The organism is Caldicoprobacter algeriensis (genome assembly GCF_023838525.1).
Lineage (GTDB): Bacteria > Bacillota > Clostridia > Caldicoprobacterales > Caldicoprobacteraceae > Caldicoprobacter > Caldicoprobacter algeriensis.
In genome coordinates this window covers 15,566-39,958 of the sequence record NZ_JAHUQD010000006.1, presented here as the reverse complement: position 1 = coordinate 39,958, position 24,393 = coordinate 15,566, and the positions used below count along the sequence as shown (strand labels likewise).

General features: G+C 41.3%; 43 protein-coding genes and 1 tRNA gene. 5 read left to right on the top strand and 39 right to left on the bottom strand.

Going from position 1 to position 24,393, the window contains the following annotated elements; translation table 11 throughout:
• Nucleotides 1-109: 109 nt before the first annotated feature.
• The 9 genes from KVG29_RS05135 to KVG29_RS05095 are packed head-to-tail and all read right to left on the bottom strand — an operon-like array spanning nucleotide 110 to nucleotide 6,557.
• Nucleotides 110-820 carry a class I SAM-dependent methyltransferase gene (locus tag KVG29_RS05135; protein ID WP_252227121.1) on the bottom strand — a complete coding sequence of 237 codons (711 nt, stop codon included), beginning with the start codon at nucleotides 818-820 and terminating at the stop codon, nucleotides 110-112.
• The gene (locus KVG29_RS05130; RefSeq protein ID WP_252227120.1) at nucleotides 813-1,352 is read right to left on the bottom strand and encodes an IbrB-like domain-containing protein; all 540 of its coding nucleotides are present in this window, start codon (nucleotides 1,350-1,352) and stop codon (nucleotides 813-815) included. The genes KVG29_RS05135 and KVG29_RS05130 overlap by 8 nt, the downstream gene beginning before the upstream one ends.
• On the bottom strand, nucleotides 1,349-2,464 hold the full coding sequence (locus KVG29_RS05125) for a phosphoadenosine phosphosulfate reductase domain-containing protein (RefSeq protein ID WP_252227119.1): 1,116 nt from the start codon (nucleotides 2,462-2,464) through the stop codon (nucleotides 1,349-1,351). The genes KVG29_RS05130 and KVG29_RS05125 overlap by 4 nt, the downstream gene beginning before the upstream one ends.
• Nucleotides 2,439-3,311, bottom strand: coding sequence for a hypothetical protein (locus tag KVG29_RS05120; RefSeq protein WP_252227117.1), 873 nt, complete (start codon nucleotides 3,309-3,311; stop codon nucleotides 2,439-2,441). The genes KVG29_RS05125 and KVG29_RS05120 overlap by 26 nt, the downstream gene beginning before the upstream one ends.
• The gene (locus KVG29_RS05115) at nucleotides 3,289-3,987 is read right to left on the bottom strand and encodes a phosphoadenosine phosphosulfate reductase family protein (protein ID WP_252227115.1); all 699 of its coding nucleotides are present in this window, start codon (nucleotides 3,985-3,987) and stop codon (nucleotides 3,289-3,291) included. Before KVG29_RS05115 ends, KVG29_RS05120 begins: the two co-directional genes overlap by 23 nt.
• Nucleotides 3,953-4,732, bottom strand: a complete 780-nt coding sequence (locus tag KVG29_RS05110; RefSeq protein WP_252227114.1) for a hypothetical protein — start codon at nucleotides 4,730-4,732, stop codon at nucleotides 3,953-3,955. The genes KVG29_RS05115 and KVG29_RS05110 overlap by 35 nt, the downstream gene beginning before the upstream one ends.
• Nucleotides 4,729-5,565, bottom strand: coding sequence for a hypothetical protein (locus KVG29_RS05105; RefSeq protein WP_252227112.1), 837 nt, complete (start codon nucleotides 5,563-5,565; stop codon nucleotides 4,729-4,731). The genes KVG29_RS05110 and KVG29_RS05105 overlap by 4 nt, the downstream gene beginning before the upstream one ends.
• Complete coding sequence (locus KVG29_RS05100) at nucleotides 5,558-5,941, bottom strand: hypothetical protein (RefSeq protein ID WP_252227110.1); 384 nt, start codon at nucleotides 5,939-5,941, stop codon at nucleotides 5,558-5,560. The genes KVG29_RS05105 and KVG29_RS05100 overlap by 8 nt, the downstream gene beginning before the upstream one ends.
• Complete coding sequence (locus KVG29_RS05095) at nucleotides 5,919-6,557, bottom strand: hypothetical protein (RefSeq protein ID WP_252227108.1); 639 nt, start codon at nucleotides 6,555-6,557, stop codon at nucleotides 5,919-5,921. Before KVG29_RS05095 ends, KVG29_RS05100 begins: the two co-directional genes overlap by 23 nt.
• 17 nt (nucleotides 6,558-6,574) lie before the next feature.
• On the opposite strand from KVG29_RS05095, the gene KVG29_RS05090 reads away from it, so the two are divergent.
• On the top strand, nucleotides 6,575-6,844 hold the full coding sequence (locus KVG29_RS05090) for a hypothetical protein (protein WP_252227107.1): 270 nt from the start codon (nucleotides 6,575-6,577) through the stop codon (nucleotides 6,842-6,844).
• A 190-nt stretch (nucleotides 6,845-7,034) separates the two neighbouring features.
• Here the strand turns inward: KVG29_RS05090 and KVG29_RS05085 are convergent, their stop codons facing one another.
• The 29 genes from KVG29_RS05085 to KVG29_RS04955 all read right to left on the bottom strand — a co-directional run bounded on the left by KVG29_RS05085 (nucleotide 7,035) and on the right by KVG29_RS04955 (nucleotide 20,075).
• Nucleotides 7,035-7,637, bottom strand: a complete 603-nt coding sequence (locus KVG29_RS05085) for a hypothetical protein (RefSeq protein ID WP_252227105.1) — start codon at nucleotides 7,635-7,637, stop codon at nucleotides 7,035-7,037.
• On the bottom strand, nucleotides 7,630-7,851 hold the full coding sequence (locus tag KVG29_RS05080; protein ID WP_252227103.1) for a hypothetical protein: 222 nt from the start codon (nucleotides 7,849-7,851) through the stop codon (nucleotides 7,630-7,632). Before KVG29_RS05080 ends, KVG29_RS05085 begins: the two co-directional genes overlap by 8 nt.
• A complete protein-coding gene (locus KVG29_RS05075) occupies nucleotides 7,835-8,197 on the bottom strand; it encodes a MazG nucleotide pyrophosphohydrolase domain-containing protein (RefSeq protein ID WP_252227102.1) in 363 nt (120 codons plus the stop codon). Before KVG29_RS05075 ends, KVG29_RS05080 begins: the two co-directional genes overlap by 17 nt.
• The gene (locus tag KVG29_RS12390; RefSeq protein ID WP_276576404.1) at nucleotides 8,194-8,322 is read right to left on the bottom strand and encodes a hypothetical protein; all 129 of its coding nucleotides are present in this window, start codon (nucleotides 8,320-8,322) and stop codon (nucleotides 8,194-8,196) included. The genes KVG29_RS05075 and KVG29_RS12390 overlap by 4 nt, the downstream gene beginning before the upstream one ends.
• 44 nt (nucleotides 8,323-8,366) lie before the next feature.
• Nucleotides 8,367-8,771: a RusA family crossover junction endodeoxyribonuclease gene (locus KVG29_RS05070; protein ID WP_252227100.1), complete on the bottom strand. Its 405-nt coding sequence runs from the start codon at nucleotides 8,769-8,771 to the stop codon at nucleotides 8,367-8,369.
• Nucleotides 8,768-9,259: a hypothetical protein gene (locus KVG29_RS05065; protein WP_252227098.1), complete on the bottom strand. Its 492-nt coding sequence runs from the start codon at nucleotides 9,257-9,259 to the stop codon at nucleotides 8,768-8,770. Before KVG29_RS05065 ends, KVG29_RS05070 begins: the two co-directional genes overlap by 4 nt.
• Nucleotides 9,156-9,377, bottom strand: a complete 222-nt coding sequence (locus KVG29_RS12590) for a Lar family restriction alleviation protein (protein WP_420840525.1) — start codon at nucleotides 9,375-9,377, stop codon at nucleotides 9,156-9,158. The genes KVG29_RS05065 and KVG29_RS12590 overlap by 104 nt, the downstream gene beginning before the upstream one ends.
• Nucleotides 9,378-9,434: 57 nt before the next feature.
• Complete coding sequence (locus KVG29_RS05060) at nucleotides 9,435-10,226, bottom strand: sigma-70 family RNA polymerase sigma factor (protein WP_252227097.1); 792 nt, start codon at nucleotides 10,224-10,226, stop codon at nucleotides 9,435-9,437.
• An 11-nt stretch (nucleotides 10,227-10,237) separates the two neighbouring features.
• Nucleotides 10,238-10,453 carry a hypothetical protein gene (locus tag KVG29_RS05055; RefSeq protein ID WP_252227095.1) on the bottom strand — a complete coding sequence of 72 codons (216 nt, stop codon included), beginning with the start codon at nucleotides 10,451-10,453 and terminating at the stop codon, nucleotides 10,238-10,240.
• A complete protein-coding gene (locus tag KVG29_RS05050; RefSeq protein ID WP_252227094.1) occupies nucleotides 10,446-10,931 on the bottom strand; it encodes a dATP/dGTP diphosphohydrolase domain-containing protein in 486 nt (161 codons plus the stop codon). The genes KVG29_RS05055 and KVG29_RS05050 overlap by 8 nt, the downstream gene beginning before the upstream one ends.
• Before the next feature lie 12 nt (nucleotides 10,932-10,943).
• On the bottom strand, nucleotides 10,944-11,345 hold the full coding sequence (locus tag KVG29_RS05045) for a single-stranded DNA-binding protein (protein WP_252227092.1): 402 nt from the start codon (nucleotides 11,343-11,345) through the stop codon (nucleotides 10,944-10,946).
• A 15-nt stretch (nucleotides 11,346-11,360) separates the two neighbouring features.
• Nucleotides 11,361-11,573, bottom strand: coding sequence for a hypothetical protein (locus KVG29_RS05040; RefSeq protein ID WP_252227090.1), 213 nt, complete (start codon nucleotides 11,571-11,573; stop codon nucleotides 11,361-11,363).
• A gap of 12 nt (nucleotides 11,574-11,585) precedes the next feature.
• Nucleotides 11,586-12,377 (bottom strand): DNA cytosine methyltransferase, encoded by a 792-nt coding sequence (locus KVG29_RS05035; RefSeq protein ID WP_252227089.1) that lies wholly within the window; start codon nucleotides 12,375-12,377, stop codon nucleotides 11,586-11,588.
• Between the two features lie 15 nt (nucleotides 12,378-12,392).
• The gene (locus KVG29_RS05030; protein WP_252227088.1) at nucleotides 12,393-12,605 is read right to left on the bottom strand and encodes a hypothetical protein; all 213 of its coding nucleotides are present in this window, start codon (nucleotides 12,603-12,605) and stop codon (nucleotides 12,393-12,395) included.
• A 43-nt stretch (nucleotides 12,606-12,648) separates the two neighbouring features.
• A complete protein-coding gene (locus KVG29_RS05025; protein WP_252227087.1) occupies nucleotides 12,649-12,876 on the bottom strand; it encodes a hypothetical protein in 228 nt (75 codons plus the stop codon).
• Complete coding sequence (dnaB, locus tag KVG29_RS05020; protein ID WP_252227086.1) at nucleotides 12,857-14,194, bottom strand: replicative DNA helicase; 1,338 nt, start codon at nucleotides 14,192-14,194, stop codon at nucleotides 12,857-12,859. Before dnaB ends, KVG29_RS05025 begins: the two co-directional genes overlap by 20 nt.
• Entirely contained in the window at nucleotides 14,175-15,137 is a 963-nt protein-coding gene (locus KVG29_RS05015; protein WP_252227085.1) for a DnaD domain-containing protein, read from the bottom strand. Before KVG29_RS05015 ends, dnaB begins: the two co-directional genes overlap by 20 nt.
• 14 nt (nucleotides 15,138-15,151) lie before the next feature.
• Nucleotides 15,152-16,105, bottom strand: coding sequence for a phage Gp37/Gp68 family protein (locus tag KVG29_RS05010; protein ID WP_252227084.1), 954 nt, complete (start codon nucleotides 16,103-16,105; stop codon nucleotides 15,152-15,154).
• A gap of 23 nt (nucleotides 16,106-16,128) precedes the next feature.
• Nucleotides 16,129-16,203, bottom strand: a tRNA-Gln gene (locus tag KVG29_RS05005).
• A 73-nt stretch (nucleotides 16,204-16,276) separates the two neighbouring features.
• Nucleotides 16,277-16,474: a hypothetical protein gene (locus tag KVG29_RS05000; RefSeq protein WP_252227083.1), complete on the bottom strand. Its 198-nt coding sequence runs from the start codon at nucleotides 16,472-16,474 to the stop codon at nucleotides 16,277-16,279.
• A 2-nt stretch (nucleotides 16,475-16,476) separates the two neighbouring features.
• Nucleotides 16,477-17,010: a host-nuclease inhibitor Gam family protein gene (locus KVG29_RS04995; RefSeq protein WP_252227081.1), complete on the bottom strand. Its 534-nt coding sequence runs from the start codon at nucleotides 17,008-17,010 to the stop codon at nucleotides 16,477-16,479.
• A gap of 17 nt (nucleotides 17,011-17,027) precedes the next feature.
• Nucleotides 17,028-17,948, bottom strand: coding sequence for a hypothetical protein (locus tag KVG29_RS04990; RefSeq protein WP_252227079.1), 921 nt, complete (start codon nucleotides 17,946-17,948; stop codon nucleotides 17,028-17,030).
• A gap of 17 nt (nucleotides 17,949-17,965) precedes the next feature.
• Nucleotides 17,966-18,172: a hypothetical protein gene (locus tag KVG29_RS04985; protein ID WP_252227078.1), complete on the bottom strand. Its 207-nt coding sequence runs from the start codon at nucleotides 18,170-18,172 to the stop codon at nucleotides 17,966-17,968.
• Nucleotides 18,169-18,342: a hypothetical protein gene (locus tag KVG29_RS04980; RefSeq protein ID WP_252227076.1), complete on the bottom strand. Its 174-nt coding sequence runs from the start codon at nucleotides 18,340-18,342 to the stop codon at nucleotides 18,169-18,171. The genes KVG29_RS04985 and KVG29_RS04980 overlap by 4 nt, the downstream gene beginning before the upstream one ends.
• Before the next feature lie 90 nt (nucleotides 18,343-18,432).
• Nucleotides 18,433-18,675, bottom strand: coding sequence for a hypothetical protein (locus tag KVG29_RS04975; protein ID WP_252227075.1), 243 nt, complete (start codon nucleotides 18,673-18,675; stop codon nucleotides 18,433-18,435).
• 387 nt (nucleotides 18,676-19,062) lie between these two features.
• The gene (locus KVG29_RS04970) at nucleotides 19,063-19,236 is read right to left on the bottom strand and encodes an excisionase family DNA-binding protein (protein WP_252227073.1); all 174 of its coding nucleotides are present in this window, start codon (nucleotides 19,234-19,236) and stop codon (nucleotides 19,063-19,065) included.
• The gene (locus KVG29_RS04965) at nucleotides 19,233-19,442 is read right to left on the bottom strand and encodes a helix-turn-helix domain-containing protein (RefSeq protein WP_252227071.1); all 210 of its coding nucleotides are present in this window, start codon (nucleotides 19,440-19,442) and stop codon (nucleotides 19,233-19,235) included. The genes KVG29_RS04970 and KVG29_RS04965 overlap by 4 nt, the downstream gene beginning before the upstream one ends.
• A 102-nt stretch (nucleotides 19,443-19,544) precedes the next feature.
• Nucleotides 19,545-19,811: a hypothetical protein gene (locus KVG29_RS04960; protein ID WP_252227069.1), complete on the bottom strand. Its 267-nt coding sequence runs from the start codon at nucleotides 19,809-19,811 to the stop codon at nucleotides 19,545-19,547.
• A 66-nt stretch (nucleotides 19,812-19,877) separates the two neighbouring features.
• Entirely contained in the window at nucleotides 19,878-20,075 is a 198-nt protein-coding gene (locus KVG29_RS04955) for a hypothetical protein (RefSeq protein ID WP_252227067.1), read from the bottom strand.
• Nucleotides 20,076-20,227: 152 nt separating this feature from the next.
• Between KVG29_RS04955 and KVG29_RS04950 the strand changes: the two genes are divergently transcribed.
• From KVG29_RS04950 to KVG29_RS04935, 4 genes are all read left to right on the top strand, one after another.
• Nucleotides 20,228-20,575 carry a helix-turn-helix transcriptional regulator gene (locus KVG29_RS04950; protein WP_252227066.1) on the top strand — a complete coding sequence of 116 codons (348 nt, stop codon included), beginning with the start codon at nucleotides 20,228-20,230 and terminating at the stop codon, nucleotides 20,573-20,575.
• A gap of 12 nt (nucleotides 20,576-20,587) precedes the next feature.
• Nucleotides 20,588-21,052 (top strand): ImmA/IrrE family metallo-endopeptidase, encoded by a 465-nt coding sequence (locus tag KVG29_RS04945; protein WP_252227064.1) that lies wholly within the window; start codon nucleotides 20,588-20,590, stop codon nucleotides 21,050-21,052.
• Nucleotides 21,053-21,066: 14 nt separating this feature from the next.
• Nucleotides 21,067-22,185 (top strand): site-specific integrase, encoded by a 1,119-nt coding sequence (locus tag KVG29_RS04940; RefSeq protein WP_252227062.1) that lies wholly within the window; start codon nucleotides 21,067-21,069, stop codon nucleotides 22,183-22,185.
• A 459-nt stretch (nucleotides 22,186-22,644) separates the two neighbouring features.
• Nucleotides 22,645-23,142, top strand: a complete 498-nt coding sequence (locus tag KVG29_RS04935; protein WP_252227060.1) for a MogA/MoaB family molybdenum cofactor biosynthesis protein — start codon at nucleotides 22,645-22,647, stop codon at nucleotides 23,140-23,142.
• 312 nt (nucleotides 23,143-23,454) lie between these two features.
• On the opposite strand, the gene KVG29_RS04930 is transcribed toward KVG29_RS04935, so the two are convergent.
• Nucleotides 23,455-24,393: a cyclic pyranopterin monophosphate synthase MoaC/MOSC-domain-containing protein gene (locus tag KVG29_RS04930; protein ID WP_276576401.1), complete on the bottom strand. Its 939-nt coding sequence runs from the start codon at nucleotides 24,391-24,393 to the stop codon at nucleotides 23,455-23,457.

The following is a 24,393-nucleotide window of genomic DNA, read 5'->3' as shown; positions in this document are numbered from 1 at the left end:
TTTTTTATTCCATAATAAGTATCTTTGACTTCTCCCCACCCTGGAAGGGGCGAGGCTTCTTGACAGCTCCGAATTTCAGGCCGTCTTCCCTATTGGGTGGATATCCCACTCAATAGGGCAACACAGGTGTGGCGTGTACCTCACACCTGTGGGGCAAGCCAATAGCCCTACTACTTTGTTTCTTATAACCAAGCCCCATCTTATAAAGTTCCTCAACTAAAACAGCCAGCCTTTTGTGATTCAATTCTGTCCCCACAAACCGTTTACCGTTTTTGTATGCATTTATGCCAACCAATCCCCGTCCCATGCATAAATCACCAATGCACTCATAATCTTCGTTGGCACAAATCCACGCAATGATATCTTCTTCGTCCATACCATCTAATTTCGGTTTCTTGGCCTTATTGGAGCCTCGCACTACATAGCATAGTCTGTCTTTGTTGTGATAGTACATACTATTGTAAAAGGTAACGTATTTGTATAATCTGCGCATCTCGATAATGAAATCTGCCAAGTATTCTTTGCCTATCTCAACATAGCAACTTTTTGGGTTTATCTGCGCTATGCACTCAAACAGCCGTTTATAAAACTTTTCATAGCTATCTTGATAATCCGCTCGATCTGCTTTTGTATAAAACGTATTGAGATTGCCTAAATTCCATGGTGGATCCACAAAAATTAAATCCGCTTTCAGCATAAATTCTGGAAGTGGATAAAATATATTGTGCACCTTCACCATGCTACCATCATCAAAAATGACTATTTCATTTTCTGCCAATGGATGTCGTTGATAAGCACCGCCATAATCCCACTTATTCATCTTCATCCACCTCTACAATCACCCAAGATTTTGAATATGTCTGATTCTTAAATAATTCTGCTATTCCAGTAATTTGTTTAAGTCGGTAAACCTCCTCAAGTTCCATGCCTAACCTATGGGCAATATCTTCATCGCTTAATCCCTGCTCTACCAATGCTCTCACCAAATCGCCCATTAATTCCACTTGGTGGACGCCTCTCGCTCTATTAAATTGTACCGTTGCAGCCATCCGTTGTGATATGTCATGATTTAAAACAATTATGGGAAGTTCTTTAGCGCACAAATAATCTTTCATGATGGTATAACGATGGAAACCATCTATAATCACATATTTCTCCAAATCAGGATCCCATATTGTAACCACAGGATAACAGAAACCATTAGCCATTATTGATTCTTCCAATAGTCTCATATTGTTTTCTGGCACGTGGTTAGGATTATAATTATTGGCCTGCACTTGCTCTATCGGTACAATTCTTACATCAAGACAGGGTATAGCTACATCGCCTTTTGCTGTTTTAATGTATTTCATAAAATCTCCCTCCATTTCTTAATTTTTTCGTCTCGTGGGTCTGGCTTATTATCAATCGGCAGGTTGTTTTCATAATCGTTTAATATTAATTGCCGGCATTGTTGCCTCGCCACATAATTATTATTGAGATGCTTGGCAAATCGCCTTTCAAAAATCGCTTTCTTCTCTGGATCGGGATATGTTTCTAAAAGAAAATCCCTGTACTCCATCCAGTTTTTAAAATTCTTGGGCAGTTTCCTACATCTTAAAAGCTTATTATCCTTGCCATACAAATTGCCTATGCTTATACCTTTAATGCGTTTTAATAGCTTGTCGTACGTTTTGGGTTCAAACTCCGGCAATTCCACCAATGCTTTAAATGACTTTTCATGTATCAGACTAGATACGCGTATTTCATTCATTGGCATTCCTTTCTTCCACATATAATCATAAATTTTTGAATATTGCAATTTATGGTCGTAAATATACTTCCATACATCATGATAATTCCAATCATAGAGAGGATAAAAATTATATGTGTTTTCCTTTTTTGTGCTCCAAAATATGTTTTTGTAACCGGGATTTTTGGTTACTGCCCGCCAGCGGTTGGGACTTTCCGTTGCCCTTAATCCAATTAAAAATGCCGCCCCGCTTTTATATCTTTGAAAATTTTCCAGCGCATCATAAAACCCAAAGCCTTTAACCTTATCTCTTATTGTTTCTGTCGCTGGGTCCCATGGTTTATGTTGTATTGCAAAAGGTTTCTTGCTGCGCATCCATATTTTGTGCTTTCCCGCTTCCCAGCATATTAACTGGCTTTCATTTAGACTGGTTGCGTTGGTTAAATGAAATTCTATCTGGACCCACAGCGGTATTGTGTTTTCAGGATACAAGCTGAGTATATACTCAATTTGTTTTACGGTGCTTTCATAAACAACCTCCTCATCTAAAAAGAATATGCCTATCTTGCGATTTCGTTTGTGCGCTTCTGTTAATGCCAGATGTGCCAATACTGTACTATCCTTGCCACCGCTAACCGAAACTACTATATCTTCAAATTCATCAAAAATGTATGCAATGCGCTCCCTTGCGGCTTCCAACACATTTTTATCCGTGTACACCTGTTTTAGCATAAAATTCACCTAGCCTTTCAATCCATTTTTGAAGCTCATTGAAATAATACAAATCAACCTTAAGACCGGTATTTAAAAATGTGATATGTCTCATCCCCGTTTTCTTGAGAAAATCATTAAAATCAATTCTGTTGTGCGGAAAATCAATAATTATATAATCGCCCGGCGCAGCTTCTTTGTATGTAACGACATTGGGCAGATTAAAACGTTTATTGCGTGCCACATACATGTTTTGTGGATTAATATATTTCTTTTTGAGATTGCCTGCCCAAATATGTAATTGTCTGGGAATCGTGTCTGGGTCCTTCATGCCCAAATTATCAAATAGCTTTTCCTTCTCTTTTTGATAATTTGCCTTATCTTTATCGGTAATTGGCACGTCTATTGTTTCCGCCGTATAATACACTGGTTTTATCATTACATTTTCGTCACGCACAAAATAATAGCTAAATGATTTGCCTTTATATTTTCCTTTGTTGATAAAATCTAATAATATCATAAAATCTTGCGGCTGCTCAATAAAAGGAAAATACTCAAATACGATCTTATGTGGTGTCTGGTTGCAATAATGATGTGCACAATTGTATGTTAATTCGCTTCTATTTTGCGTGCGCATACATTCATTAAATATTAGCAATGTTCTTTCATCGATAATTTCAAGTAATGGATAGAATACTTTGTACATAATGATGTCTTTATATTCCACGTATCGCATTTCAATATTTGTCTCAATAGTTAATGGAAATATTTCAGGATAGAAAACTATCATTTTAGCTATATCATGCTCTCGTAAATACTGTTTTATTATTGACTGCTTTTCAGCATTATTTAATCCTATACATATCATGTCGCCACCTCCACATTAAAACTCCATCAAGATTGCTGTTACCAAACTTGTCAAACTCAGGGTCAAAAAAGGTGGTAAGCCGTACTTTATCCCATCCTACCACTGGCGCATACTTATCATAAATGCTTGCGTAAGGAAGATCGTTGCTGAAGATAAATGCCCATACATCCTTCCAGTCCCAATTTTGTACTGGCCAGCATTCGGGCAATATTGAAATATTTTTGTTTGTTTGTAACCGCAAGCGTCTTTTTACGCTTTCCTGCTTGCGTAATCCCACAAATGCAAGGTCATATCCTTCTTCTTTGAGCTGTGGGATTAATTTGCCTATATAATCCTCACCCAAGACGTTTATTGCATTCCTACCAAGTCGCTCATATTTGGGACTAGTCTCTATGCGTATATTTACAGCTCCCATTTTTTTTGCATTCTCGATAAACTCCTTTTCTAGCCAACGAGGAATGTAATACGGGCCATAATCCCAATGCAGTACTGTAACATCCGGCTTTTGCTGGAGTACAAGATATAACATACAGGTTGAATCTTTGCCACCGGAAAACGCTACATACGGTTTTTGATACAAAGATAAAGTCTTCGCTATAATGACTTGTGCTTCTTTAACTTTGGCTTTATGTTCGTCTGTATTAGCCCATTGCTTTAGTACATCCTTGATATTCATCCTTCAACTCACACCTCGCTCCTGGTGGTACACATAATGCAACATTTTTCGGGTCCCAATACGGCCCTTTATATGCCACATAGGCTGCATCATCATATTTTTCACACATCTCTACGGGTATTGGACGCATTGCTATACCATCAGCTACAAGTGACCAATCCTCGTCCATTTCCTCAAATATTATTTCCTTTATAGCTCCCCAACCCACTCTGATATCATTGCCTAAACCAAGCATGTATTCTTCTATAAGCCGCTTAATTAAGTCCATATCTCCATTTGCATAATAAACAACTTCTTTTGCTGGAATATATACCGTTTTCATAGCATACGCCCTAAAATGCCCAGAACCTACTCGGATTTTCTTCTGTGCTAGATTTTCCGTCCAACGCTCCTCAAACCTCTTATACATTTGCGTGACACGTATGCTGTTGGGATGAAAAATGCTTACCGAGCAATGATATATGTCCCCTGTTTTCTTGAGAGGGACTAACCGTCTTGCATTTGCTTGGTCTAAATAGGGTGTGATATTTAACTTGCGTGGTAAGATGAAATAATCCTGGCCAAATGTATCTATCATTATCAAATGCCCCAGCAGGCTATCGAAATTAATCCAAGGCGTGGTAACACACACCGGTGATCGCATCTTAAAAGTGATCTTAAATGGGCGGAAGGTGCCCCACTCAAGTGGTGGGGCCTGTTCCGCTATTGCTGTAAAATATTTGATTTCCTCAAGCATACCGCTCATAGCCTTTCCTCCAATTCTTTGAGCAGTTTTACAATATCATCTTTCTTCTCTTTCACAAACTCAAGATATAAATCTGCTTCGGGTTTATTCTTATAACTCAACATCACCTTACCGTCGCCACTGGAACTACGTCCACCCACATACGGCATAGCCTCAAACAAGTCCAACACGCGCCCAAAGCAGCTTAGTTGAAGCTGATCGGGCAATTGCAACACAAAACGATGATAAAACTTCGTGCCTGGCACAAAACACTCATAGTCTACTTTCATTTGAACCGCTTGCTCATCTTCTGCACGTTCTTCGCGCAAATCATCCCTGCGAGTTATAAAGCTCTGATCCGTAAACGTGCGAATAGGTTGATTGGTGCGTGGGTCTTTCTGATACTCTTCCGGCAAATACAGCTTATATTCCTCACAAATCGGCCACATATGCTCTACAATAAGATTCCCCTGTATCATCTGGTTTCCCAGCGCACATCCGAATATCGCTACGGGTGGCATTAACTCGCGTACTTTTTTGCGAAACGCCAAGTCAATCACTCCAGTTGTGTCTGATGTGGATTCAAGCACACCACCCGAGAACAGCGCATGGTGTAATTTCGTGTTGGTAATTTCATATTCAAGCATATCAAGGAAATCTTTCGTACTCAGCCTGCGCAATTTGCCGCGGATACCATTCCCCGAAAGATATGGTATTGGTACCTCACCTATACCATCTACATACACCATAATGGTACGCAAAACTGGTGTTGACCCAGTTTTTTCGTCCCCTCCATGGAAAATCGGCGTTAAAGCTGTAATAGTACCCTCAATCTCATAAAACCGCTTATTCATCTCTCAATCCCTCCTGATTTATACTTTCAAAAAGTGTAATTTGCCCTTTGTTCTTACGTTTTTCCTTTGCTAGCATGATTGCAAGCATAGACATCGGTATATGTTCCATATACATTTTGTTTAGCACCGCCCTCTCGTAAGGTCGGAGTTCCTGAGTAAGTCGTATTGCTTCTGTCGGTAATGACTGTAACCCAAAATAATTGGACAGCTTTGATATGGCTTCATTTAAAGTTGCCCGTCTGCTGGCCGCTCGTACTCGATGATTGAAAATATCATGTGGGTTTTTACTGGTGCGCATCTTGCTCCAATTTATGGTATTGTAAACTATGGCCAGTAGTTCTACCGTCTTATCCTCAATCTCCTTTTCGGTAAACATCCACCATCACCTCCCATAAAATATCACCTTTAAATTTTGTCAGTTCTCGCAGAAAATCACGGTATCCGCCTTCGATTGCTCTTTGCCATGTTTTCGTGTTGAATTCTCCGGTTGTAAGCTCCGTTTTGGACAAGCCCTTTTGCATCGCTTCCGCTATGATTTGGATATATGTTTCTGCCTTATCTCGCTCGAATAAAATTGGTACATCATATTTTTCATGTGAAAAGAAATACTTGTGCGGATTATGCGCAACTCTGTGAATACATGATAACCACGTCTGCTTTTGTCCTGTCTTTGCAATGTGTACGAAGAATGGTGGTTCTGGTGGGCTGAACAGGATTTGCTGCGCTTCGTCGTTTTTGAATGTTCGAAATTCCTGCAGCGAAGCTACCCATGATTTTCTGCGAAACGTCTGGTCGCTAAAGAGGAATGCACATTCTGGACACATGCAATTCCCTGAAAAGAAGTAGCTCCAACCTGTAAAATTATCTGACACACATTCTTTTAGCGGTAATCCTTGCTCCGTTTCGTTACTGCAAACAACGCAGATGCCTTTTATATTACCTTTGGGCATCTCGTTTTTAGTAGCTTCTAAAAGAAGCTGACCTAAAGTCAACTAATCACCCCCCTTTCTTGCCGTTGCTGTACCCTACTATGCAGGACCATTACTATGCCAAACGCTACTTTGCCATTACCAGGCAATGCATTGCCCCAACGGTACCCAACATAGCTGCGCCAAAGCTATACATTGCCCCGCCCATGCAGTGCTTAACTATGCCTCAACCTCACATTGCCCTGCCTTATCTGTACGGAACTTTACTTAGCCAAAACACTACATCGCTAGACCTTGACTATACGGAATTTTACCCAACCATAGCATTGCCACACCTAACCTATACATGACCACACGCAGCCCAATCAAAGCTCAACTAAACCAAACAAAGCCACCACGGGACATCACAATGCTAAACCCACACCACACGCTACTTTACCTACACCATACAACGCCGCACCTTTGCTATACAGTACGTCACCAATACTTAGCAGTAGCCAATATCACCTTCACGCCACAGTACCCTACTAAAACCCTGCTTTATTTCACCTCCTGCCATTCAAACTGGCCGTATCCACCATTACGCCATTGACCTATGCCAAGAAAGCGGCCATAATCAAGCAATATGCGTATAACATCCAATGTGATTTCTTTATGTTCAATGAGCTGTATTGTGAATAATGCCTCCGCCGGAGGCTCAATGATTTCGCTTGCCACTAATGAAACACGTGGGCCTTGCATTGTTATGGCTCTTAATGGTCTTTCCAGTACGCCATCATTTTCCTTGATGATTTGGCCGTTGCGGTAAAGATATATTTTACGCTCTTTTATAAACAAATAATCATCCAATTTACTGCGCAGGTTCTTAATTTTGACACTATCTTTTAGTACATTCCCAGCATGCTTTAAAAAACCTTTGATGTGATAATTCATCAGATGAATACCTTTATTGTCACACGGAAAGATTGTAACACCTCTGTCGTAATCTCTTTCGGTGAAACTTTCTTTTTCCTCTTCTGCTTGCCATTCGCTGGGCGATTTGGATAAGATGTATCTCGTATAAATCTCTTCTTCTGCTGGCCAACTTCCTAATATTGGCTGTATAAAGTTAATTTTTACTTTCATCTCTAGCAAATTAATCATCCAAACAACCCCCTTTATTATTTTCTTCCTTTTGAGCTAATTTTACTTCTTTTACAAGCTGTTTTAATAAACCTCGCCAATCCTCATTATTGAAATAGGCTTGTACAACACGATTAATAAGCTCTTCGCGTGTCATTTTACTACCTCCCCAGTTTTTCTGTTCATAAAAAGAAGGATACTTGTTTGCCAGTATCCTTCTAAAAGGCTTTCCCATGCTTATATTCTCTTTGCCTGTTTTTCTCCATCTTCTTTTCAATCTCAATCTCCAAATCTATGTCCAATCCTCCGCATAAATCAGCTAATCTAATTGCCACGTCTGCTAGTTCTTCCGCAAAATTCTCTTTATCGTCATGCCTTAACGCTTCTAGCGCTTCACCCAATTCGCTGACAATAAGCATCAATCTTGTTGCTATTGCGTGATTGAATAGCTCTTCTATATTGAGAGTACTGTCATCCCTTTTAGGAAGCCCATCCTCCCAACAGATACTATCCCAATCCTCCCAGAAACCATGTTGCCTTGCAATTTTGTGCGCTTCTTGGCATAACTCTCTTATTGTCATCCCACCATCCTCTCCTTTGCTTCCAATATTTCTTGCACACTTACATATAAATGCCTTGCCCGAAGATATTGCTCATATAATTCCTGTACCGTCTCCCATCGCTTTGCCATTCCTGCCACAACCATGCGGGCTATAAGTTTTGTCAGCCTGTCCTCATTCTCCCCAACGTTTACACCTCCTCTATCGTTACTTGTACCTGTGGTGTTGTTGAGTAATACTTCTCAACCGTGCACTCTACGATTTGCTTATCATCCTGATAGGCTAATCCATTCAATGCGTCACAAATGATTTTGATGATGTTGTCTACATCGGGCTTTTTAGTTGGTCTTATGTTGCCTCGTGCCATGAGGGTTTTCTTTGCTTCGCTTACGCTTTGTGGAATTGGGAAATATGCAGTGATTTGCATTTTGACAGGGCCCCTGAATGGTTCATGTCGTTTATACTCTGTTGCAAATAGTTGCTTTATGTATGTTTCATAATTTACTGTCTGTGCTGGTGTGTAGGTTATGCCATTTTTGAGGACCCGTGGACGTTGTTTACCCAAAGGTTTACCAGGTATGATGAGGGTTATCACCGTATCCCTCCCCGTTCCAAATATATATTGCATTGTTTTAAATCTTTAAGAATCCTATATACTTGTTGTTTCTTTTCAGTTTCGGATAGGCCATCAAAATATGTGTCCATAGATTTGTAAATATATGTGAGCGCTGTTTTAGCGTATGTGATACGCTTGCGTGGTCTTTGGTGCTTGTACCAGTTTTCGATGTATTCCTCAAGCTTGCTTGCTATTGCGGCCAACACCATTATTTCTTCACGTTCGCACCGTCCAAGATAATCTTTATGCTGTTGTTTAGGCTTTTGCTTTTTATACTGTTTTTCTGCCTCTTTGAGTTTTTGTTTTGTGCTTAAGATTTCAGCAATTGAAACCAACCCCGTCCCCTCCTTTTCTTTCGCGTTTCTAATCACTTGCTGGTTTCGCACGTCTATTCCATGCCGCAATGGCTTCCTCGTCTGTTTTATACCGCCACGGTTGTATTTGTACATAGCAAGGCGGCTGGCCATCTGTTCTTATCGCCCCATCACACACTACAAACGGACTATGATGATTGTCATTTGTGTGATATAGTGTTGCCGTACTGCCACAAAACGGACATGGCAGTAATTCTGGTGTTTTATTCATTGTTAGCATCCTCCCTTCACCTCGCTTTCCTTATACTTTCTGCATTGCTCCGCCCCGCTACGATACAATTCTCTGCAACTCTTGATGTTCTTTAATTAGCACAGTAGGCCGTTTCTCCTTTTTCAGTCTTGCTTCTATTAGTTTTTTTATTTCGCTATCATCGCCATCGAAATACTTTTTTATAGCTGGAGCGATTTCTCTGTGAATCTTTTGTAATATCTTAGATACTTGTTTCTGGCTAATCCCACAAATACTCCCAACTTCCGCTTGCGTTTTCCCCTCATTAATCAGACAAAAGATTTGATGATCACGCTTGGAAAGAATTTGGGAAAGAAGTTGTCTTATCTCATATTTTATAACGTTTTCTATAGCTTTTTCTTCTATATCCGTTTCTTCGGATATAAGCTTGTAAAAATCCCCTTCACCATCTTTCTTTTTCTTGTTGGTAGGCACCGGCGCATCTAACCATAAAATTTCTCTTTTGGCCTTATAAGCTTTTTTGATTTCTATTAATTCATTCTCATCAACGCCAAGTATTGTGCATATCTCCTCTTCGGTCAAACCCTTCCCATAAAGACGTACAAATTTAAACATTTTCTCCTTTAAGGTGCGAGGGATTTTAACTGGATTTAAACAATCTCGGATATATCTCAAAATTTCACCTTTAATCCTAGTAACGGCGTATGTTGAAAATTCGCAAATCTCTGGGTTGTAGTTCTGGGCCGCTTTTACAAGTCCCACGCAACCTACTTGGAAATAGTCTTCATAATCTTGGCTGTTTGGATGCTTATGAAAATGTTTCTGTAACACATAGTGGACTAAATTCAGGTTATCTTCTGCTTTGACCATATTCACACCCCTCAGGCTTTATATTCCTTCCCACATCCTTGGCATACAACCTTGTCGCCGTCTTGTATCAACCTATCCCCGCACCAGAAACATTCTCCAATTTGAATAGCTTTTGCCTTATACCGCTCATACCTTTTATCAATCCATTTGTCAACGCCTTTTATTGAAGCTATAAAGAAACCTGCCATGAAACTTAATAGACACCAAAGCCAAATCATTTCATTCATCCTCCTTTCCGCTAAACGGTAAATCAAACAGTTCGGGGTTGCCCCGCTTGTTTTTGTGCGTCCATATGCATCCCAACATATTCCATATAAACGCTCTGTCGTGTGGCTCATCTTTATCCCCACGGCGCCACTTGAGATAATGACGCACACCTGAATCTATATAACAGTGAAGCGGTATTCCCTTCTCCCAGTTGCGCTCTTCATATTTTCGTGCTCCTTCCTCGTATTGCTTGCTTACTTCTAATAAAGCTGTATACAAGTCCCAAGCTGGATGCTCATAAATAAATGCCAATATTGCTCTTTCCAAACAGTCAATCTTGCCAGTCCTCACGTAATCGTTGATGTGAGGAAGCACTTTCGATTGAATCAATTCTGCCACCGCATCAAGCGGGAGCAAATCGCAACGTCCTTTGCCCTCTGCGATATCCCGAACAGCACCGGTTTCAAATACTCTTCGCACACCGCTGTCTTTAAGCATTTTCATCCCTCCTTAAAAGGGTAAGTCTTCAATATGATCTATGGATTCAAACCCTTCCGGAACTTGTACATCAGCTTGTTCTTGGTTCTTTTTCTCTCCCCATTCCAGGAATTTCACTTCCTCCGCTACCACATCAGTTGCATACCGTCTTGTTCCATCTTCTGCTTCATAACTTCCTGTTTGTATTCGTCCCACCACTGCTACCAGCCTGCCCTTTGCAAGGTATTTGGCACACGTTTCTGCAGTTCCACGCCATACCACAATTGGGATAAAGTCCGCTTCTCGCTCGCCTTGCTCGTTGGTATAGGCTCTTTGTACCGCCAATGTGAATCTAGCTACCGGAACTCCGGTGGGTGTATATCGCAAATCTGGGTCCTTGGTGAGACGCCCAATCAGAACAACTTTGTTAAGCACTAAAATCCTCTCCCTTCAAATTCTGTTTGTTGTAATACCATGCAATCTTTTATGTTCTTCAATGCTTACCACTTTCAAATTCCCATATTTGCAGTTTCTTTTGCGTTTATAATGTGTCTTTGCGTTATAATAGCTTGGTCTCTCATCCTCTTTTGCCGCTGATAATACAGCCATTATCGTTATCCCTACAAAACAGCCAGTTATAAAAGCAAATATAATCCATATCACTTTTGCTCCCCCTTATTCACTAAACATTGATAATTGCTCTGCCCCGGGTTGCTTTGTTTTGTCTTTGCGCTTTTCTTTGCAAGAATTTCTTATAGCAACCCCGTAATTTGCCTGCATAACAAGCGCTTTTTTGAGCATTTCCCACTTACCATATCCACCTTCCTGAAGCATTAAACAAAACTTATCTATCACCGGCACACCATCTGGATCCATCATCTTCAGAATGTCGGGTACATTCTCCATCACAAACATTTTGGGTTGTATCTCGACTACCATCCTTGCAAATTCATATACCAGACTATTTCTTGGATCCATTATGTTTTGCTTACCGGCTCGCGAAAATCCCTGGCATGGAGGTCCTCCAATAATACAATCCACATCTCCCTCTTTAAGTCCCAGTGTTTTCAGCATGTCTTTCCCGCTAATTTTTCGTATATCCCCGAACCAGAAATCCCTCACCGGCTCTGCATCAGGGTTATGTTTAATCCAGCCAGATCCGGCAACATCAAAATAGTGATAAACACCGTTCTTTTTGTTCAACTCGATCTGCTTTTCTATGGCTGCATTTAATCGTTCTTTGTCCGCTTCCTCAACAAAATGAATGTTAATCGGGTAACTTCCCAGATTTGTCATGTATGTTAAAGCAGCATCCGGATCATTATCGACTGCGGCCACAATCTTCCAACCGGCTTGAATAAAACCCAAGCTAAACCCACCTGCTCCGCAGAAAAGATCGATTGCTATCGGTTTTCTCACTAGGCGTGCCGGAAGTAATAAACCATTTGGCGTTATCCCCCAATCCATTTAATTTCCCCTTTCCTAATCAATTTCAACTTGTCCAAGCGCCACGTGGATAAAGCTGAAAGCCTCTCTATAGTGCTTTGCCTGAATTGTAAAATAGCTGTCATTTTTATAGATCACCTGGCCCGATATAGTACGCTTGTTGCTTCTAGCATTTAATGGATGTTCCCTAATTGTCACCCAATCACCTAGTTGGATACGGTTTCTGGCCATCTCAATTGCTCTTGCCATAGCAGATGCACTTGCTAATCTATTAGATTGGATCTGCTCTTGTTTAATTGTCATTATTAAACCCCTTCCTCATCCGCAACTGTCTTTCAGCTTCATTAAGTTTGTTAATGTAAAAATCTATTGCGCGTACGTGCTGTTTACATAACTCTTCAAGTTGCTTATTACGTTGTTGTAAAATAATAACTGTTTTAAAAAGTGTACAAATAAGCTGGTTTTGCTCTGACATCATATCAAGTAGGTTAAAAAAAGTATCATTGTCCACTATATCCACTATCGATAACCCCCTTTGCTTTAGATGCAAATTTTTGAAACTCTCCAAACCATAGCAATTCTACTGTTCCCGTTGGCCCGTTTCGCTGTTTTGCAATGATTACCTCCGCTATACCCTTCTTATCGCTGTCTGGGTTGTAATACTCATCCCTGTACAAAAACATTACCACATCCGCATCCTGCTCTATTGCTCCAGATTGTCTTAAGTCGCTAAGCTGCGGTCTTTTATTTTGCCTGCTTTCAACTCCACGGCTCAATTGCGACAATAAAATAACGGGCACATTAAACTTTTTAGCGATGTTCTTAATGGCCCGTGAATTACTCGTTACCATTTCAAATTCGCTCATTCCTTTACGTGGTGGGAGTATAAACTGCAAGTAGTCTATCAGCACCAGTGTAGGACGTCCATGTTTGGCCATAATTTGCGTGAGTTTTTGCTCTATATCGAAGGTAGTCATACCTGGCGTGTCGTCTATAATGAGATTGAATTTGCTGATAAAATTGCCCGCTTTTGAAATTTCATCCCAATCCTTCTCGTTTATTATCCCTGCACGTATGTTGTGTAGATTGATTTTTGCGTTCATTGCGATCAGCCTGTGTATAAGCTGTATTCCTTCCATCTCCAGCGAAAAAATTATACATGGCCCCTTGTCCCTGTATTTGTAGGCAACATAATTTGCTATGTTAAGTGCAAAAGCTGTTTTCCCCATACTCGGTCTTGCCGCCACAACGATTACGTCACCTGGCTCCATTCCTGTTATTATGTTGTCTATATCTGCAAATCCCGTCTGTACGCCTATTTGCTTGCCTTTGTTGAGTGTGCGTTTTTCGATGTCCAAGTGTGTTTCTATCAATAAGTCCTTTACAAGCCAATATTCGTTTTTTGTATCATCTAAAGCTATTTGCGTTATATTTTGTAGTTGAGCGTTGACTTCGTTCATTGTCCCTTGATATGCCGCTTTTAGAAGTTCATTCCCTTTTACGATGAGTTTTCGTCTATATGCATTCTCCTTTACAATGTCTAGGTAGTAATTGAAATTAGCCGTAGTAAAAAAAGAAGCCGTCAAATCTGAAAGGTATGCGATTCCACCTACTTCGTTTATTTTTTGCATTTTTGTTAGTCGTTCACCAACTGTTACTATATCAACCGCAATATTATCATCAAGTAATTGTTGTATTGCCTCAAGTATGATTCCATGTTGTTGATGATAAAAATCGTCTTTGCTAAGTTTCTTTGCTGTTAGTGCACACTCATGGTCTAACATCATAGCGGCTAGTACGGCCTGTTCTGCTTCGGTGCTATGTGGCGGCATCTTCATACTTAAACCTCCCCCAAATCTTCTCCATTAGCTTGCGCGTCTCTTCAACATTGGGTACATAGGGGCCACCTTCGCGATCCTTTTGTGGTTGTGCTCGTGGTTTGTTGCGGCCCAGCTCTTCACGTTCATAGTCTTCAATAGTCTTTATTCCCTTGCTTAACCAGCTTTCTAAAATGCCTCTAACATATCTAAAGAAACGTTTATCACGTTGAATGGCCAGTTCCATAGCATGTTTTACTAAAGCTGGCTGCATTTCGTCCATATAAGATTCGATGACTTCAAGGTGTGTCAAATTATGATCACTGAAATGCTCAATATAGAAGTTAATTACTGCTTCAATGTCATTTGCAGTTTCGCTTGCATTGCATATGCTATTATTTATTTCTTTATCATTCTTATCATTATTATCATTCTTGTATGTGTTCACTTGTTGTTCACTTGTTGTTCGCTTGTTGTTCATTTGTCGTTCATGTTCTTTATTTGAAAATCCCCTGTGCCTTGACTTGTCTGCATTGTAGTTGTTCATCTGTTGTTCAGATTTGGACTTATTTTCATTAAATAAGGCACTTTTTTCTCCAAAAGTGCTGTTCACTTGTTGTTCATTTTGCTGTTCACCATCTTGATATAAATGCCAGTTAAGTATTGTAATGAGCCTATTTTTATTGCTGGCTTGCTGTTCAATTTGCTGTGCTTGTTCAAAAGCATTTAAAATCCGTTGTACCTTACTTTCGCTGATATTTAAAAATGAAGCTATAGCTTTTCTACCGGTAATCAATTGCCCTGGTTTTAACACTATGGGTTTGCCTTTAAACATATCTTTATAGTTAGAATGTGTAGCATTTAGTAGTAGATATACCCACACTGCTAAATAGTCGGCATCTTTACAAACTACTGGGTTGTCTAGTAGTTTTCTATGCAGTTTAATCCAACCTTGTCCCGCCATTTATTTCACCTGCTTTAGCGTGAAGTTGCTATTTCTGGCATCTCGTCCCACGTCCTACCATCAAGAAGGCGGCCAGCTTTCTTTCTGCCGATTTTGACCATTAATTGATCGCCTAATTGCATTTCTGGCGGAATATGGTCCATATTCCCATCCCAAGTATCTGATATTTGGCCTAAGGGCCACCATTCACCCCATTGCTTGAAAAAGAACGGCACACCTGCTTCCTGACACTGATCCCTGAGCAATCGCACCCAATCCGGATGCATCGGCCTTGCACCAGGGCCTGTTTCACCACCGCAAATTACCCAGTCAATACTTTCAGCGGGCCACCCATTTTCAAGATGTGGCAAATACATTTTTAAATCCACCGGCCCCAGCATCGGTTCCACCGAAACAAACCTGACTGCCGCCGGAATTTGCAGCAGTATTGGTATACGTTCATCGGCTCTAGCTTGGTTTTCGACTGTGACACCAAACCATATATGCTCTCCGAAATGCCCTGCAGCTTCAAGATTGATATTTAATGGTGAATCACCAGGCCAATATTGGAACACCCACCACAGCCATTCCTCAACTCTTTCGGGCCGTTTTGTTAATATCATAAATGTGTGACCGGGATCTTCTAAAAGCGATTCATCTCCCAGGCGTTCAGCCTCTTTATTAGGCCAACGCCAGGCGCACATAACGTCAAATACTCTGGTAATATAATCAAATGGTACATCCTCATGAAACAAGTCTCCCATGCTGCATACAAACACCCGCCTTGGTTTCTTCCAACGCAATGGCTCATCGAGCTTTTCTGGATGTAGCGTTACACGAAAAGGATCATCAGTAGGATATCCGCACCGACCACGCAATCTATACGCCATACGTTTTGCATAGCAATTTTGGCAGCCTTCCGATATAGGGGTACAACCTGTCACTACATTCCATACAACTTCAGCCCATTCTATCTTGGTCTTACTCATCTTTTCACCTCCATAAAATGATTTGGCACGGGAGGCAGGACTCGAACCTGCACTTCAGGAGCCAAAGTCCTGCGTCCTACCTGTTAGACCACTCCCATGCAAATCAAGGGCGAGCAGGGCCCCAGTACTCATAAGATGATAAATACCTACCCCGCTTCACCCCGCTTATCTTTATTTCAGCCAATAATCTAGATTCGTCTTCAGTGCCATCCATCTATCTAGCATAATCTCTTTAGCTGGTTGATAGATATGGTGGATAATAACTACAAGAATGGCCAACACTATAAGCAGGAACACAACAAATCGTACTTTATTCTTGACACGGAGCCGCCGCTGCTTGGGCGGCTCCTTTCCCATTTGTATTAGCATATTTACACCTCCACCTCAAAAACTGGAGGCCGTTCTACAACCCGTACACCATATACAATCTCGCCATTCTCATCTACAACTTGTTCACCCGTTACCCTAATTGTCTTTTTAAAATTGGCCCAATCTGGAGTCTCTTTTATCTTCACGTATTCACTCATGCCCCGTTCCTTAAGCCAATTCAGAAGCTTTTCATCATCTCTTACAAACTCAGGAGCAGAGTATTTTCTTCTTAACGTTCCGCTGGGTAATTCCAGTATTTCCTGCGTCTTTGTCTTCCGTCTTGGAGCTGTTTCAAAGTATTCCTGCAACTTAGCAGTGAAAAAGTTTACTGTTCTATCTCGTTTTTCTCTCTCTTTTTCAAGCCATTCTTGCAGCTGTCTAATCTTCTCTTTTACAATCATTTCTTTCTGGCTATATTCGGCTTTGGCCTCACGTATCTTATCTAAAGCCCAATCAGCTGTAACAGCATCGGTTATCTTCCAACTCTCGTTCTCTTCAACATGCTCATTAGCAATGACTGATAAAATGTTGCTCACTTCTCGTTCCCTCCCTTTCAAAACGGCAATTCTGCTTCATCTTCGGTTGTCGCCTTTTGGCACGATTGACACAACCATTGTCCAAAGTGTTTTTCGCTGTATGTGGCCATTGCTTTTGTGATTTTCTTCTGGCATTTAGCACAGATATATTCGGTCTGGACTTTTTCGTTGCTTACTTCCGGTTGAACGGGTTGCTGAGATGATGCCTGTTTTTTCTCTGCCTGTTTATAATCGATAACCTTCGATGCTTCTTCACGAGTAATATCGTCCCAGCTGGTTACTTCTCTGCCCAGGATTTCGGAGATATTATTCAATGCTTCTTCATCATTTATGTTTCTGTAGAACGATTTCATATAATTAAGCTGTTTGCTGCTAGCCTTTTCAGCTTCTACTTTTAACCACGGCATATCTTCCACATCTTGTGTAAACATCCTAGATGCACCCGTAGCTTTCAGCACACCATCAACAAATGCCCTTTTAGCTGCCATTTTCACTAATGTGTTTTGTTGATCCGCAGGTTCAGGGTTTATGACTTTGACTTCTTCGCCGTCCTGCTCGTATTTTCTATATTTGTATTTAACCTCCCAAGAATTTGCGCTTCCTATACCAGTAGCCACTAACATGCCGGTATCTCTGTGTAAAATAGGAATTGAGATGGTATAGCTAAAAATGCCTTTTTCAAAATCTTCAATTGAAGTAATTATCTTTGGTTCACCTGGTGCAAGTCTGAATACTTGACATAGTAGCTCTGCTCCCGGTTTTAGAAGAGTGGGCTTATCTGTGCGTGGGACTCTGTCAAAATCTACGCCTTGTTGTAAAAGCTCATTAAACAATTTATCAAGAGCATTCCGCATTTGAACTGCTTTTCGGATTTCTGCATCCAGATTAGCAGGTAATATATCTACTACCACAACATCTCTTATCTCCTTATCGCTCATTAATACCCCTCCTTTTATTAAAGGTCCGATTCAACCAATACTTGTGTAGTTTCATATAGCCTATCAAGCTTTCGTGCAATGGTATGTATCGCACATCGTAAATTCTCCCAATCCCACCATGCGCACTCTTCCTCTTGACAGTCCACAAATTCCCATTTTGAGCCTTTCCATACGCCTGTTTCATCAAATACGCTTCTCTTCTCACCGTGTAATGGGCACTTCATTTTTCATCCCCCAGTTTGTACAAAATTGTTTTATAAAGATTGGCAAGGCGCATAAGTTCTATTTCACGTGGTAGGGATGTACCACTATACCAGCACATTTCTCTGTTTATTCTTTCTACTTCACTCATGACGAGGTCTTTTAAAGCCTGTTTTTCTTCGTCCGTAAACATTCTCGCTCCCCCTTCTTGTCCTATCGTACCGTGTATGGTACAATAGGGCTGGGTAGTTTTATTTGGCCGTTTTGGAAACGGCTTTTTCTTTTACGCTTCGGGCATTTCAAACACTTTTACCCCGTTTTCTATTGCTTTTTGTATCTCATTTAATACCTCAAATGCTCTCTGTTCTGTAGAATACGTGCCTATAATGCGATAATCATCTGCTCCTGCTTTCAAAGCTGCTTCTTCTATTTCTTCAAAATCTTCGCTGAAATGTACTTCGATCCAAAATTTTGTTGCGCACCACAGTTCTTTTCTGCTTTGTGTTCTAATCCAAATGCCTTCCATGCTTTTACCTCCTTATCTCTGAAAAACATACCGCCAGTATGGGCTTGTACATAAATCCTGCATTGAAATATTGCGAAAAACAAAATACGCAATGATGATGACTAAAATGGTGACTATAACCCAGAACCTTGTGGTGGTTACCCAGCGGCGCTTTTTGCGATAAGTGTATAGCTGCAGCAATGTGTTTCACCTCCGCATCTTCCGCTTTCTCTCCCCCTGCTTTCTCCTTCGTTCCTCGGCCTGGCTTGCCAGCCCGCTCCCGCTCGCCCTTTTTGTAAAAGGGGTCTTGGCGATCGCCGCAGGCCCGCCATCAGCAGTATCCAGGTACTCACAGGCTCTATATTCAGTTGTCAAGGTACAGATTAGATCTTTTCAACGTTGGTTCAGTTAAGCAATTTTACTTTCAATCCACTTTTCGACCTCTATCACTTTAACAAGGTAATCCCGCCCGTTTGGCTTGTAAGCCCGTAATTCGCCTTTCTTGATGGCTCTGTATAAAACGTCTTTGCTGACCGAGAAATATTGGGCGGCTTCTTTTATCTTCATGAAAGGTTTGGTCATACTTCATCATCCTCTAGTTTAAGGAAATCATTCGGTTGTGCGTCTAGAATTTTGCATAGCTTGATGATGTCTTTGTCGTATAACCTTCTTTTGCCATTCATCATGGTGCTAAATGTGGACTGTTTATATCCACCTTTTTCGGCTACTTCACGGAATTTTAAGCCTTTTTCCTTAATTCTCTGGCGAATCCTTTCGTAAGGTTTCATGCTTGACCCCCTTTGCTGTAAAATAAAAGAGCCTGCACAAAGCGATATACTCGCTTCGCACAGGCTCTGGCTCTGGCTCAAAGGCTCAGGCTCAGGCTCGATCTATGCTGTTTTTTCTACTGGAGCTTTCACCTCCACTTCGTTTCGGCATTTTTTACATTTAAGATAGACCCCCTTAGCATTGGGGGCTATCTTGCACAATTTCTGCCCGCATATTGGACAGAAGAACCAATCTAATAACCCCTCTGCAGAAACATTTAACAAAACTTCTCTTTTGCATCTTTTACATTTGTAAGCAACACCTCTGGCAGTATCATTTACTTTAAATAGTTTCTGTCCACAGTAGGGGCAATAAAACCAAGAAGTCACCCCCATTCGCCCCTTTCTTATGTATTTTAGCTTGGAGTCATTAGCAGAATTATTCTCACCTCCATACTAGTGATTTTCATTTGTGCAATTCCCACCCCCTTTTAGTTGTGACTGATACTCTAGCACCTTTATGGCAGCTATATCTCTTTCCATCACCAACCCATGGCGTTTGCAAAACTGTGAAAGTGCCATGGGTAAGCTCTGGGCTGTTTCAACTGTATAAGATTTACCGTTTTTAAGAAAGAATCTGTACTTGTTACACATTGTTTTCACCTCTAGTTAAGAATTTCTTATTTCGGTTACTATTATAGTTTAGAAATTCTTATTTGTCAACTACTTTTTTAAATTTTTCTCAACTCAATTGTTTACTTTTTTCAGAATTTCTGTATCATAATAAGTAAAAGGGAGGTGAAAAATTGACAAGCAAATTACCAGAGAACTTAAGAAAATTTAGAATACGAGCAGGACTAAAACAAGAAGATCTTGCTCAAAAACTCGGCAAGACAAAAAGCGTCATTTCCAACTGGGAGCGAGGTATTAACCGCCCTGATGCCGAAACAATCGCCAAAATTTGTGCTATCCTCAACGTTACACCCAATGAGATACTTGGCTGGGATGAGGAAGAAAATGAAGCAAAAGAAGAAGAAAAGGACGACATAACGATTGCAGCACATATAGAAGGGGAAGAGCTTACAGAAGAAGAGCAAAAAGAAATAGAAGATTTCATCCAGTTTGTACTCTCTAAACGAAAGAAGAAACAATAGGGAGAGGGTAGGATGGATTACGAACAACTGCTGGAAGAGGCCGAAAAGGAAGGGCTTGAAATACAAGAGAAACAATTTCAGAGCAACAACATCAAAGGGCTATACGCAGATGGGATTATAGCCCTTAATTCTTCTGTAGAAACCCAAGCGGAAAAACTGTGTGTGCTTGCAGAAGAACTTGGCCACCACTATACCACCGTGGGCAATATACTTGACCAGTCAAGGCTGGAGAATCGCAAACAAGAACGTCGGGCCCGTGCTTGGGCATATAACAGGCTAGTTGGTATTGTGGGCTTGATTAATGCGTACAGGCACGGTGTTCGGAATATGCATGAGCTGGCCGAATTTCTCGGGGTATCAGAGCAGTTTTTAAAAGAAGCGCTCCGGTACTACTGCGAGAAGTTCGGGCCATACTATGAAGTTGACAACTACACAATTTGCTTTGATCCACTCTGGATCATGGAAAAACAAGAGTAAAGGAGGAATGCAGGTTGCAAATCACATATGACAAAAAGAAAAAGACGTGGAGCTGCCGGATTTGGTATTACAAGAATGGCGTGAAGAAGAGCAAGTACAAAAGCGGTTTTAAGACTAAAAAAGAAGCCGAAAGCTGGGGCATTGATGAAAAACGTAAATTAGAACGCTTACAGGTGGGTACCGATAAGCTCACTGTAAGCGAATTTCTCGAGCGATGGATTAAGACGAAAGAAGACAAGCTGGCACCAACAACCTTAAACGGATACAAAACGAATATCAGGCACATAAACGAACATATTGGGAATATTTTGCTTTCTAAGCTGCGGCTGATCGACATACAGGAAATGGTTGATAATTTGCGTAAAAGCGGATTGAAATACAGAACAGTCAAGTACATTTGTCGGGTCCTTCATGCTGCGCTGGAGTACGCCATCAAAAACGAGTACATTGTAAGCAATCCGTGCGATGGCGTTGAAATAGCCAAGGATGAAGAAGAATTTGCGGTAAAGGTATATGATGCTGAAAACCTCCGAAAACTGCTCCTGTTGCTCAGGGAACAAGAACATCCATTGTATATCCCCGTTTTACTGGCCTCGATGAGAGGATTGCGGCGAGGAGAGTGCCTTGGCCTGCGGTGGTCGGATATCGACTTTGACAATGGTGTCGTGTACATCGAAAACAATTATGTCGTTGTGAATGGCCGACCATACCACAAAAAGGTCAAGACGAAAGAGTCGAGACGTGTGGTACCGATTGATGGATTTATCTTGGACGAGCTGAGGGCATACCGTGAGCGTATGAAGAAAGCGGGGCAAATACAAACGTATGTATGCGAAATCGATGGCAGACTGCCCGACCCGTCGCACATATCCCGACAACTTAAGACTTTTCAGCGTGCTAACGGCCTGCCTGAGTGCCGGTTCCATGATCTCAGGCACTCGTTTGCTGTACTGCAGCTTGAGCATGGTACCGACCTTGATACGCTGCGAAGGCTATTGGGGCATAGCAAAATTGGCGTAACATCGGATTTTTACCTACACAACAACATTAATCTAATCAGAAAGGCGGTATCTAATTTGGATAATGTGATTATGCTGGACGATGTAAAGCAATCAAAAGAAGCGCAACCATGATTGTGACAAAATTGTGACATTTCTCTAAAAAATGATGCTTGACAAATAAAGAACTTGTGTTCGTATAAGAGCTTGGAAGCCTTGAAAATGCTGAGCTGGCGGACGCTATCGGAAAATATCGTACAATCTTTAATACGACTGGAAATCGTGTGTACCCCCAAAAAGGGGTACCGAGGGTTCGAATCCCTCTCTCTCCGCCAGGGTAAGAGGCTTCCAGGGTTTCCTGGAAGTTTTATGTTTTAAGCAAGGCTATCTCCTTAAAAGGCACAAAGACAAGCTGTGTAGCTTAAAACAACTTGCGAAGAATACGGCAAAGCAATGCAACTGAAACGGCAGAAATCAAGCGATACAACCAGCTGTACCACACATTTACATCAATCGCTAAAAAAATGTAAGGCTTTCCATTCTGTGTTAAAATAGTTAAAGAATTAAAAATGAAAGCAACAAGGAGGAATAAATATGAGTTTCACCTTCGCGGTAATAACCTGTTCAGATAAATGCTCACAGGGATTGCGAGAGGACTTAAGTGGCAAACAACTAATTGATATACTACAAGCTCAAGGCTTTTCAAACGTCTACTACAAAATAGTACCTGATGACAAACAGCAGATAAAAGAGGCTATAGTTGAAGCAGCAAGAGCCGGAGCAAACCTCATTCTGACAACCGGCGGTACAGGGTTTTACCAGAGGGACGTAACTCCCGAAGCAACCCTTGAGCTGATTGAAAAGCAAACCCCGGGAATTTCAGAACTTATAAGACACGAAACCGGCAAGATAACAAAAAGGAGCTATCTTTCCCGCGGCATTTCGGGTATCTATAAAAACAGCCTTATAATCAACCTTCCCGGCTCACCAAAAGCTGCAGTGGAATGTATCCAGGCAGTCCTTCCCATACTGGATCATGGATTGAACATCCTTCTCGAGAATGAAAGGGAATGCGGCCGCAACAGCAATTGATAGACGGCATTCCTCAATTAATATTACTTGCAGAAAATTTACATAAACTGCCAACTACCTATACAGGCGGTGGCTTCCTGAAAAGTTTGGTAATCTAGGCTACCCTTATTCCCACAAGCTGGTCCACACGCTCATTACTGACTATCTGCTTAACAGCAGACTCGCCAGCTACTTCGAGTTTTGTACATTAGACACCAGCTGAGAAATATCTCATCTTATCACATTTTTAGCAATTCATTTCCATCTTGTAGAAGATGACGTTTTCTTGCGTATTTGGGGATAAACCCAAACGCGTACTTTTAAAAGCAATGCTCAACCCATGACCTCTATACAATCTCCTACCTTTATTTTCCCGCCCCTAATTACTCTGGCAAACAGGCCTTCTTTGGGCATTATGCATACTCCTACCGTCCTGGCTATCTCGCATCCATCCCCATAACATTTCTTGCCTATTTGGCTTATCTCAAGCACCACCTCATCCCCAATTTTAAGCCTTGTGCCAATATCAATTTTGCTTAAATCAAGCCCTTCAGTTGTAATGTTTTCGGCAAACTTGCCAAAACAAAGGCCCTTTAGCCCATACTGCTCCATTTTTCTTATGCTGGTAACATCAAGCAGGCTAACCTGTCTGTGTCCCGTTCCTGCATGGGCATCCCCCTCTATCCCGAAATTCTCAATCAGCACCGCCTCGCTTACAGGTTGTTTGGGAGTACCCTTTTGCTTGCTTATATTAATCGAAACGACCCTGCCCAGCCCCTTATCGCTTCTTGAAAATGCACCCACAAACGCCCAGTCACCCGACTTCCCGCCCTTCTTCTCGATCACCCTGACATCGGTTATCACCATGTTTTTCTCTACAGCCTTGCACATATCATATACCGTCTCCAGGAACACCAAAACAGCAGTAAGGGCTTCCATTTCGGCGCCTGTCTGAGCACTGGTCCTCACCTCGGATGTGGCTTCTATATAGCCTTCCTCCTGGTTTACAGAATACGAAATATCGATGTATGACAAAAATATATTATGGCAAAGCGGAATAAGCTCCGACGTCTTCTTGGCAGCCATTACACCGGCAAGCTTTGCAGTGGTAAATATATCTCCTTTTGGTATGTCAGAATTCTGTATTGCGGCTATAACTTTATCCCCCACATATATTCTGCCGCTTGCTTTTGCAACCCTGTGCGTTGCATCCTTTTGTGACACGTCCACCATCTGAGGTAAACCTTCACCGTTTAGATGGGAAAAATCCAT

Bases quoted from the DNA above. Each gene is read 5' to 3' on its own strand.
- KVG29_RS05120 (WP_252227117.1), bottom strand. From the start codon at position 3,311: ATGATATGTATAGGATTAAATAATGCTGAAAAGCAGTCAATAATAAAA.
- KVG29_RS04965 (WP_252227071.1), bottom strand. From the start codon at position 19,442: ATGAAACCTTACGAAAGGATTCGCCAGAGAATTAAGGAAAAAGGCTTA.
- KVG29_RS04975 (WP_252227075.1), bottom strand. From the start codon at position 18,675: ATGGAAGGCATTTGGATTAGAACACAAAGCAGAAAAGAACTGTGGTGC.
- KVG29_RS05080 (WP_252227103.1), bottom strand. From the start codon at position 7,851: ATGGGAAAGCCTTTTAGAAGGATACTGGCAAACAAGTATCCTTCTTTT.
- KVG29_RS04990 (WP_252227079.1), bottom strand. From the start codon at position 17,948: ATGAGCGATAAGGAGATAAGAGATGTTGTGGTAGTAGATATATTACCT.
- KVG29_RS04955 (WP_252227067.1), bottom strand. From the start codon at position 20,075: ATGTGTAACAAGTACAGATTCTTTCTTAAAAACGGTAAATCTTATACA.
- KVG29_RS05050 (WP_252227094.1), bottom strand. From the start codon at position 10,931: ATGCTTAAAGACAGCGGTGTGCGAAGAGTATTTGAAACCGGTGCTGTT.
- KVG29_RS05135 (WP_252227121.1), bottom strand. From the start codon at position 820: ATGAATAAGTGGGATTATGGCGGTGCTTATCAACGACATCCATTGGCA.
- KVG29_RS05055 (WP_252227095.1), bottom strand. From the start codon at position 10,453: ATGAATGAAATGATTTGGCTTTGGTGTCTATTAAGTTTCATGGCAGGT.
- KVG29_RS05105 (WP_252227112.1), bottom strand. From the start codon at position 5,565: ATGAATAAGCGGTTTTATGAGATTGAGGGTACTATTACAGCTTTAACG.
- KVG29_RS05125 (WP_252227119.1), bottom strand. From the start codon at position 2,464: ATGCTAAAACAGGTGTACACGGATAAAAATGTGTTGGAAGCCGCAAGG.
- KVG29_RS05130 (WP_252227120.1), bottom strand. From the start codon at position 1,352: ATGAAATACATTAAAACAGCAAAAGGCGATGTAGCTATACCCTGTCTT.
- KVG29_RS05115 (WP_252227115.1), bottom strand. From the start codon at position 3,987: ATGAATATCAAGGATGTACTAAAGCAATGGGCTAATACAGACGAACAT.
- KVG29_RS05015 (WP_252227085.1), bottom strand. From the start codon at position 15,137: ATGGCGGGACAAGGTTGGATTAAACTGCATAGAAAACTACTAGACAAC.
- KVG29_RS05000 (WP_252227083.1), bottom strand. From the start codon at position 16,474: ATGCTAATACAAATGGGAAAGGAGCCGCCCAAGCAGCGGCGGCTCCGT.
- KVG29_RS12390 (WP_276576404.1), bottom strand. From the start codon at position 8,322: ATGGTTGTGGCAGGAATGGCAAAGCGATGGGAGACGGTACAGGAATTA.
- KVG29_RS05030 (WP_252227088.1), bottom strand. From the start codon at position 12,605: ATGGCAAGAGCAATTGAGATGGCCAGAAACCGTATCCAACTAGGTGAT.
- KVG29_RS05010 (WP_252227084.1), bottom strand. From the start codon at position 16,105: ATGAGTAAGACCAAGATAGAATGGGCTGAAGTTGTATGGAATGTAGTG.
- dnaB (WP_252227086.1), bottom strand. From the start codon at position 14,194: ATGAAGATGCCGCCACATAGCACCGAAGCAGAACAGGCCGTACTAGCC.
- KVG29_RS04935 (WP_252227060.1), top strand. From the start codon at position 22,645: ATGAGTTTCACCTTCGCGGTAATAACCTGTTCAGATAAATGCTCACAG.
- KVG29_RS04970 (WP_252227073.1), bottom strand. From the start codon at position 19,236: ATGACCAAACCTTTCATGAAGATAAAAGAAGCCGCCCAATATTTCTCG.
- KVG29_RS04945 (WP_252227064.1), top strand. From the start codon at position 20,588: ATGGATTACGAACAACTGCTGGAAGAGGCCGAAAAGGAAGGGCTTGAA.
- KVG29_RS05060 (WP_252227097.1), bottom strand. From the start codon at position 10,226: ATGGTCAAAGCAGAAGATAACCTGAATTTAGTCCACTATGTGTTACAG.
- KVG29_RS04930 (WP_276576401.1), bottom strand. From the start codon at position 24,393: ATGGATTTTTCCCATCTAAACGGTGAAGGTTTACCTCAGATGGTGGAC.
- KVG29_RS05065 (WP_252227098.1), bottom strand. From the start codon at position 9,259: ATGGCCAGCCGCCTTGCTATGTACAAATACAACCGTGGCGGTATAAAA.
- KVG29_RS04985 (WP_252227078.1), bottom strand. From the start codon at position 18,172: ATGAAGTGCCCATTACACGGTGAGAAGAGAAGCGTATTTGATGAAACA.
- KVG29_RS05100 (WP_252227110.1), bottom strand. From the start codon at position 5,941: ATGTTTACCGAAAAGGAGATTGAGGATAAGACGGTAGAACTACTGGCC.
- KVG29_RS05075 (WP_252227102.1), bottom strand. From the start codon at position 8,197: ATGACAATAAGAGAGTTATGCCAAGAAGCGCACAAAATTGCAAGGCAA.
- KVG29_RS05110 (WP_252227114.1), bottom strand. From the start codon at position 4,732: ATGAGCGGTATGCTTGAGGAAATCAAATATTTTACAGCAATAGCGGAA.
- KVG29_RS05035 (WP_252227089.1), bottom strand. From the start codon at position 12,377: ATGGATTGGGGGATAACGCCAAATGGTTTATTACTTCCGGCACGCCTA.
- KVG29_RS05085 (WP_252227105.1), bottom strand. From the start codon at position 7,637: ATGATTAATTTGCTAGAGATGAAAGTAAAAATTAACTTTATACAGCCA.
- KVG29_RS04980 (WP_252227076.1), bottom strand. From the start codon at position 18,342: ATGTTTACGGACGAAGAAAAACAGGCTTTAAAAGACCTCGTCATGAGT.
- KVG29_RS12590 (WP_420840525.1), bottom strand. From the start codon at position 9,377: ATGAATAAAACACCAGAATTACTGCCATGTCCGTTTTGTGGCAGTACG.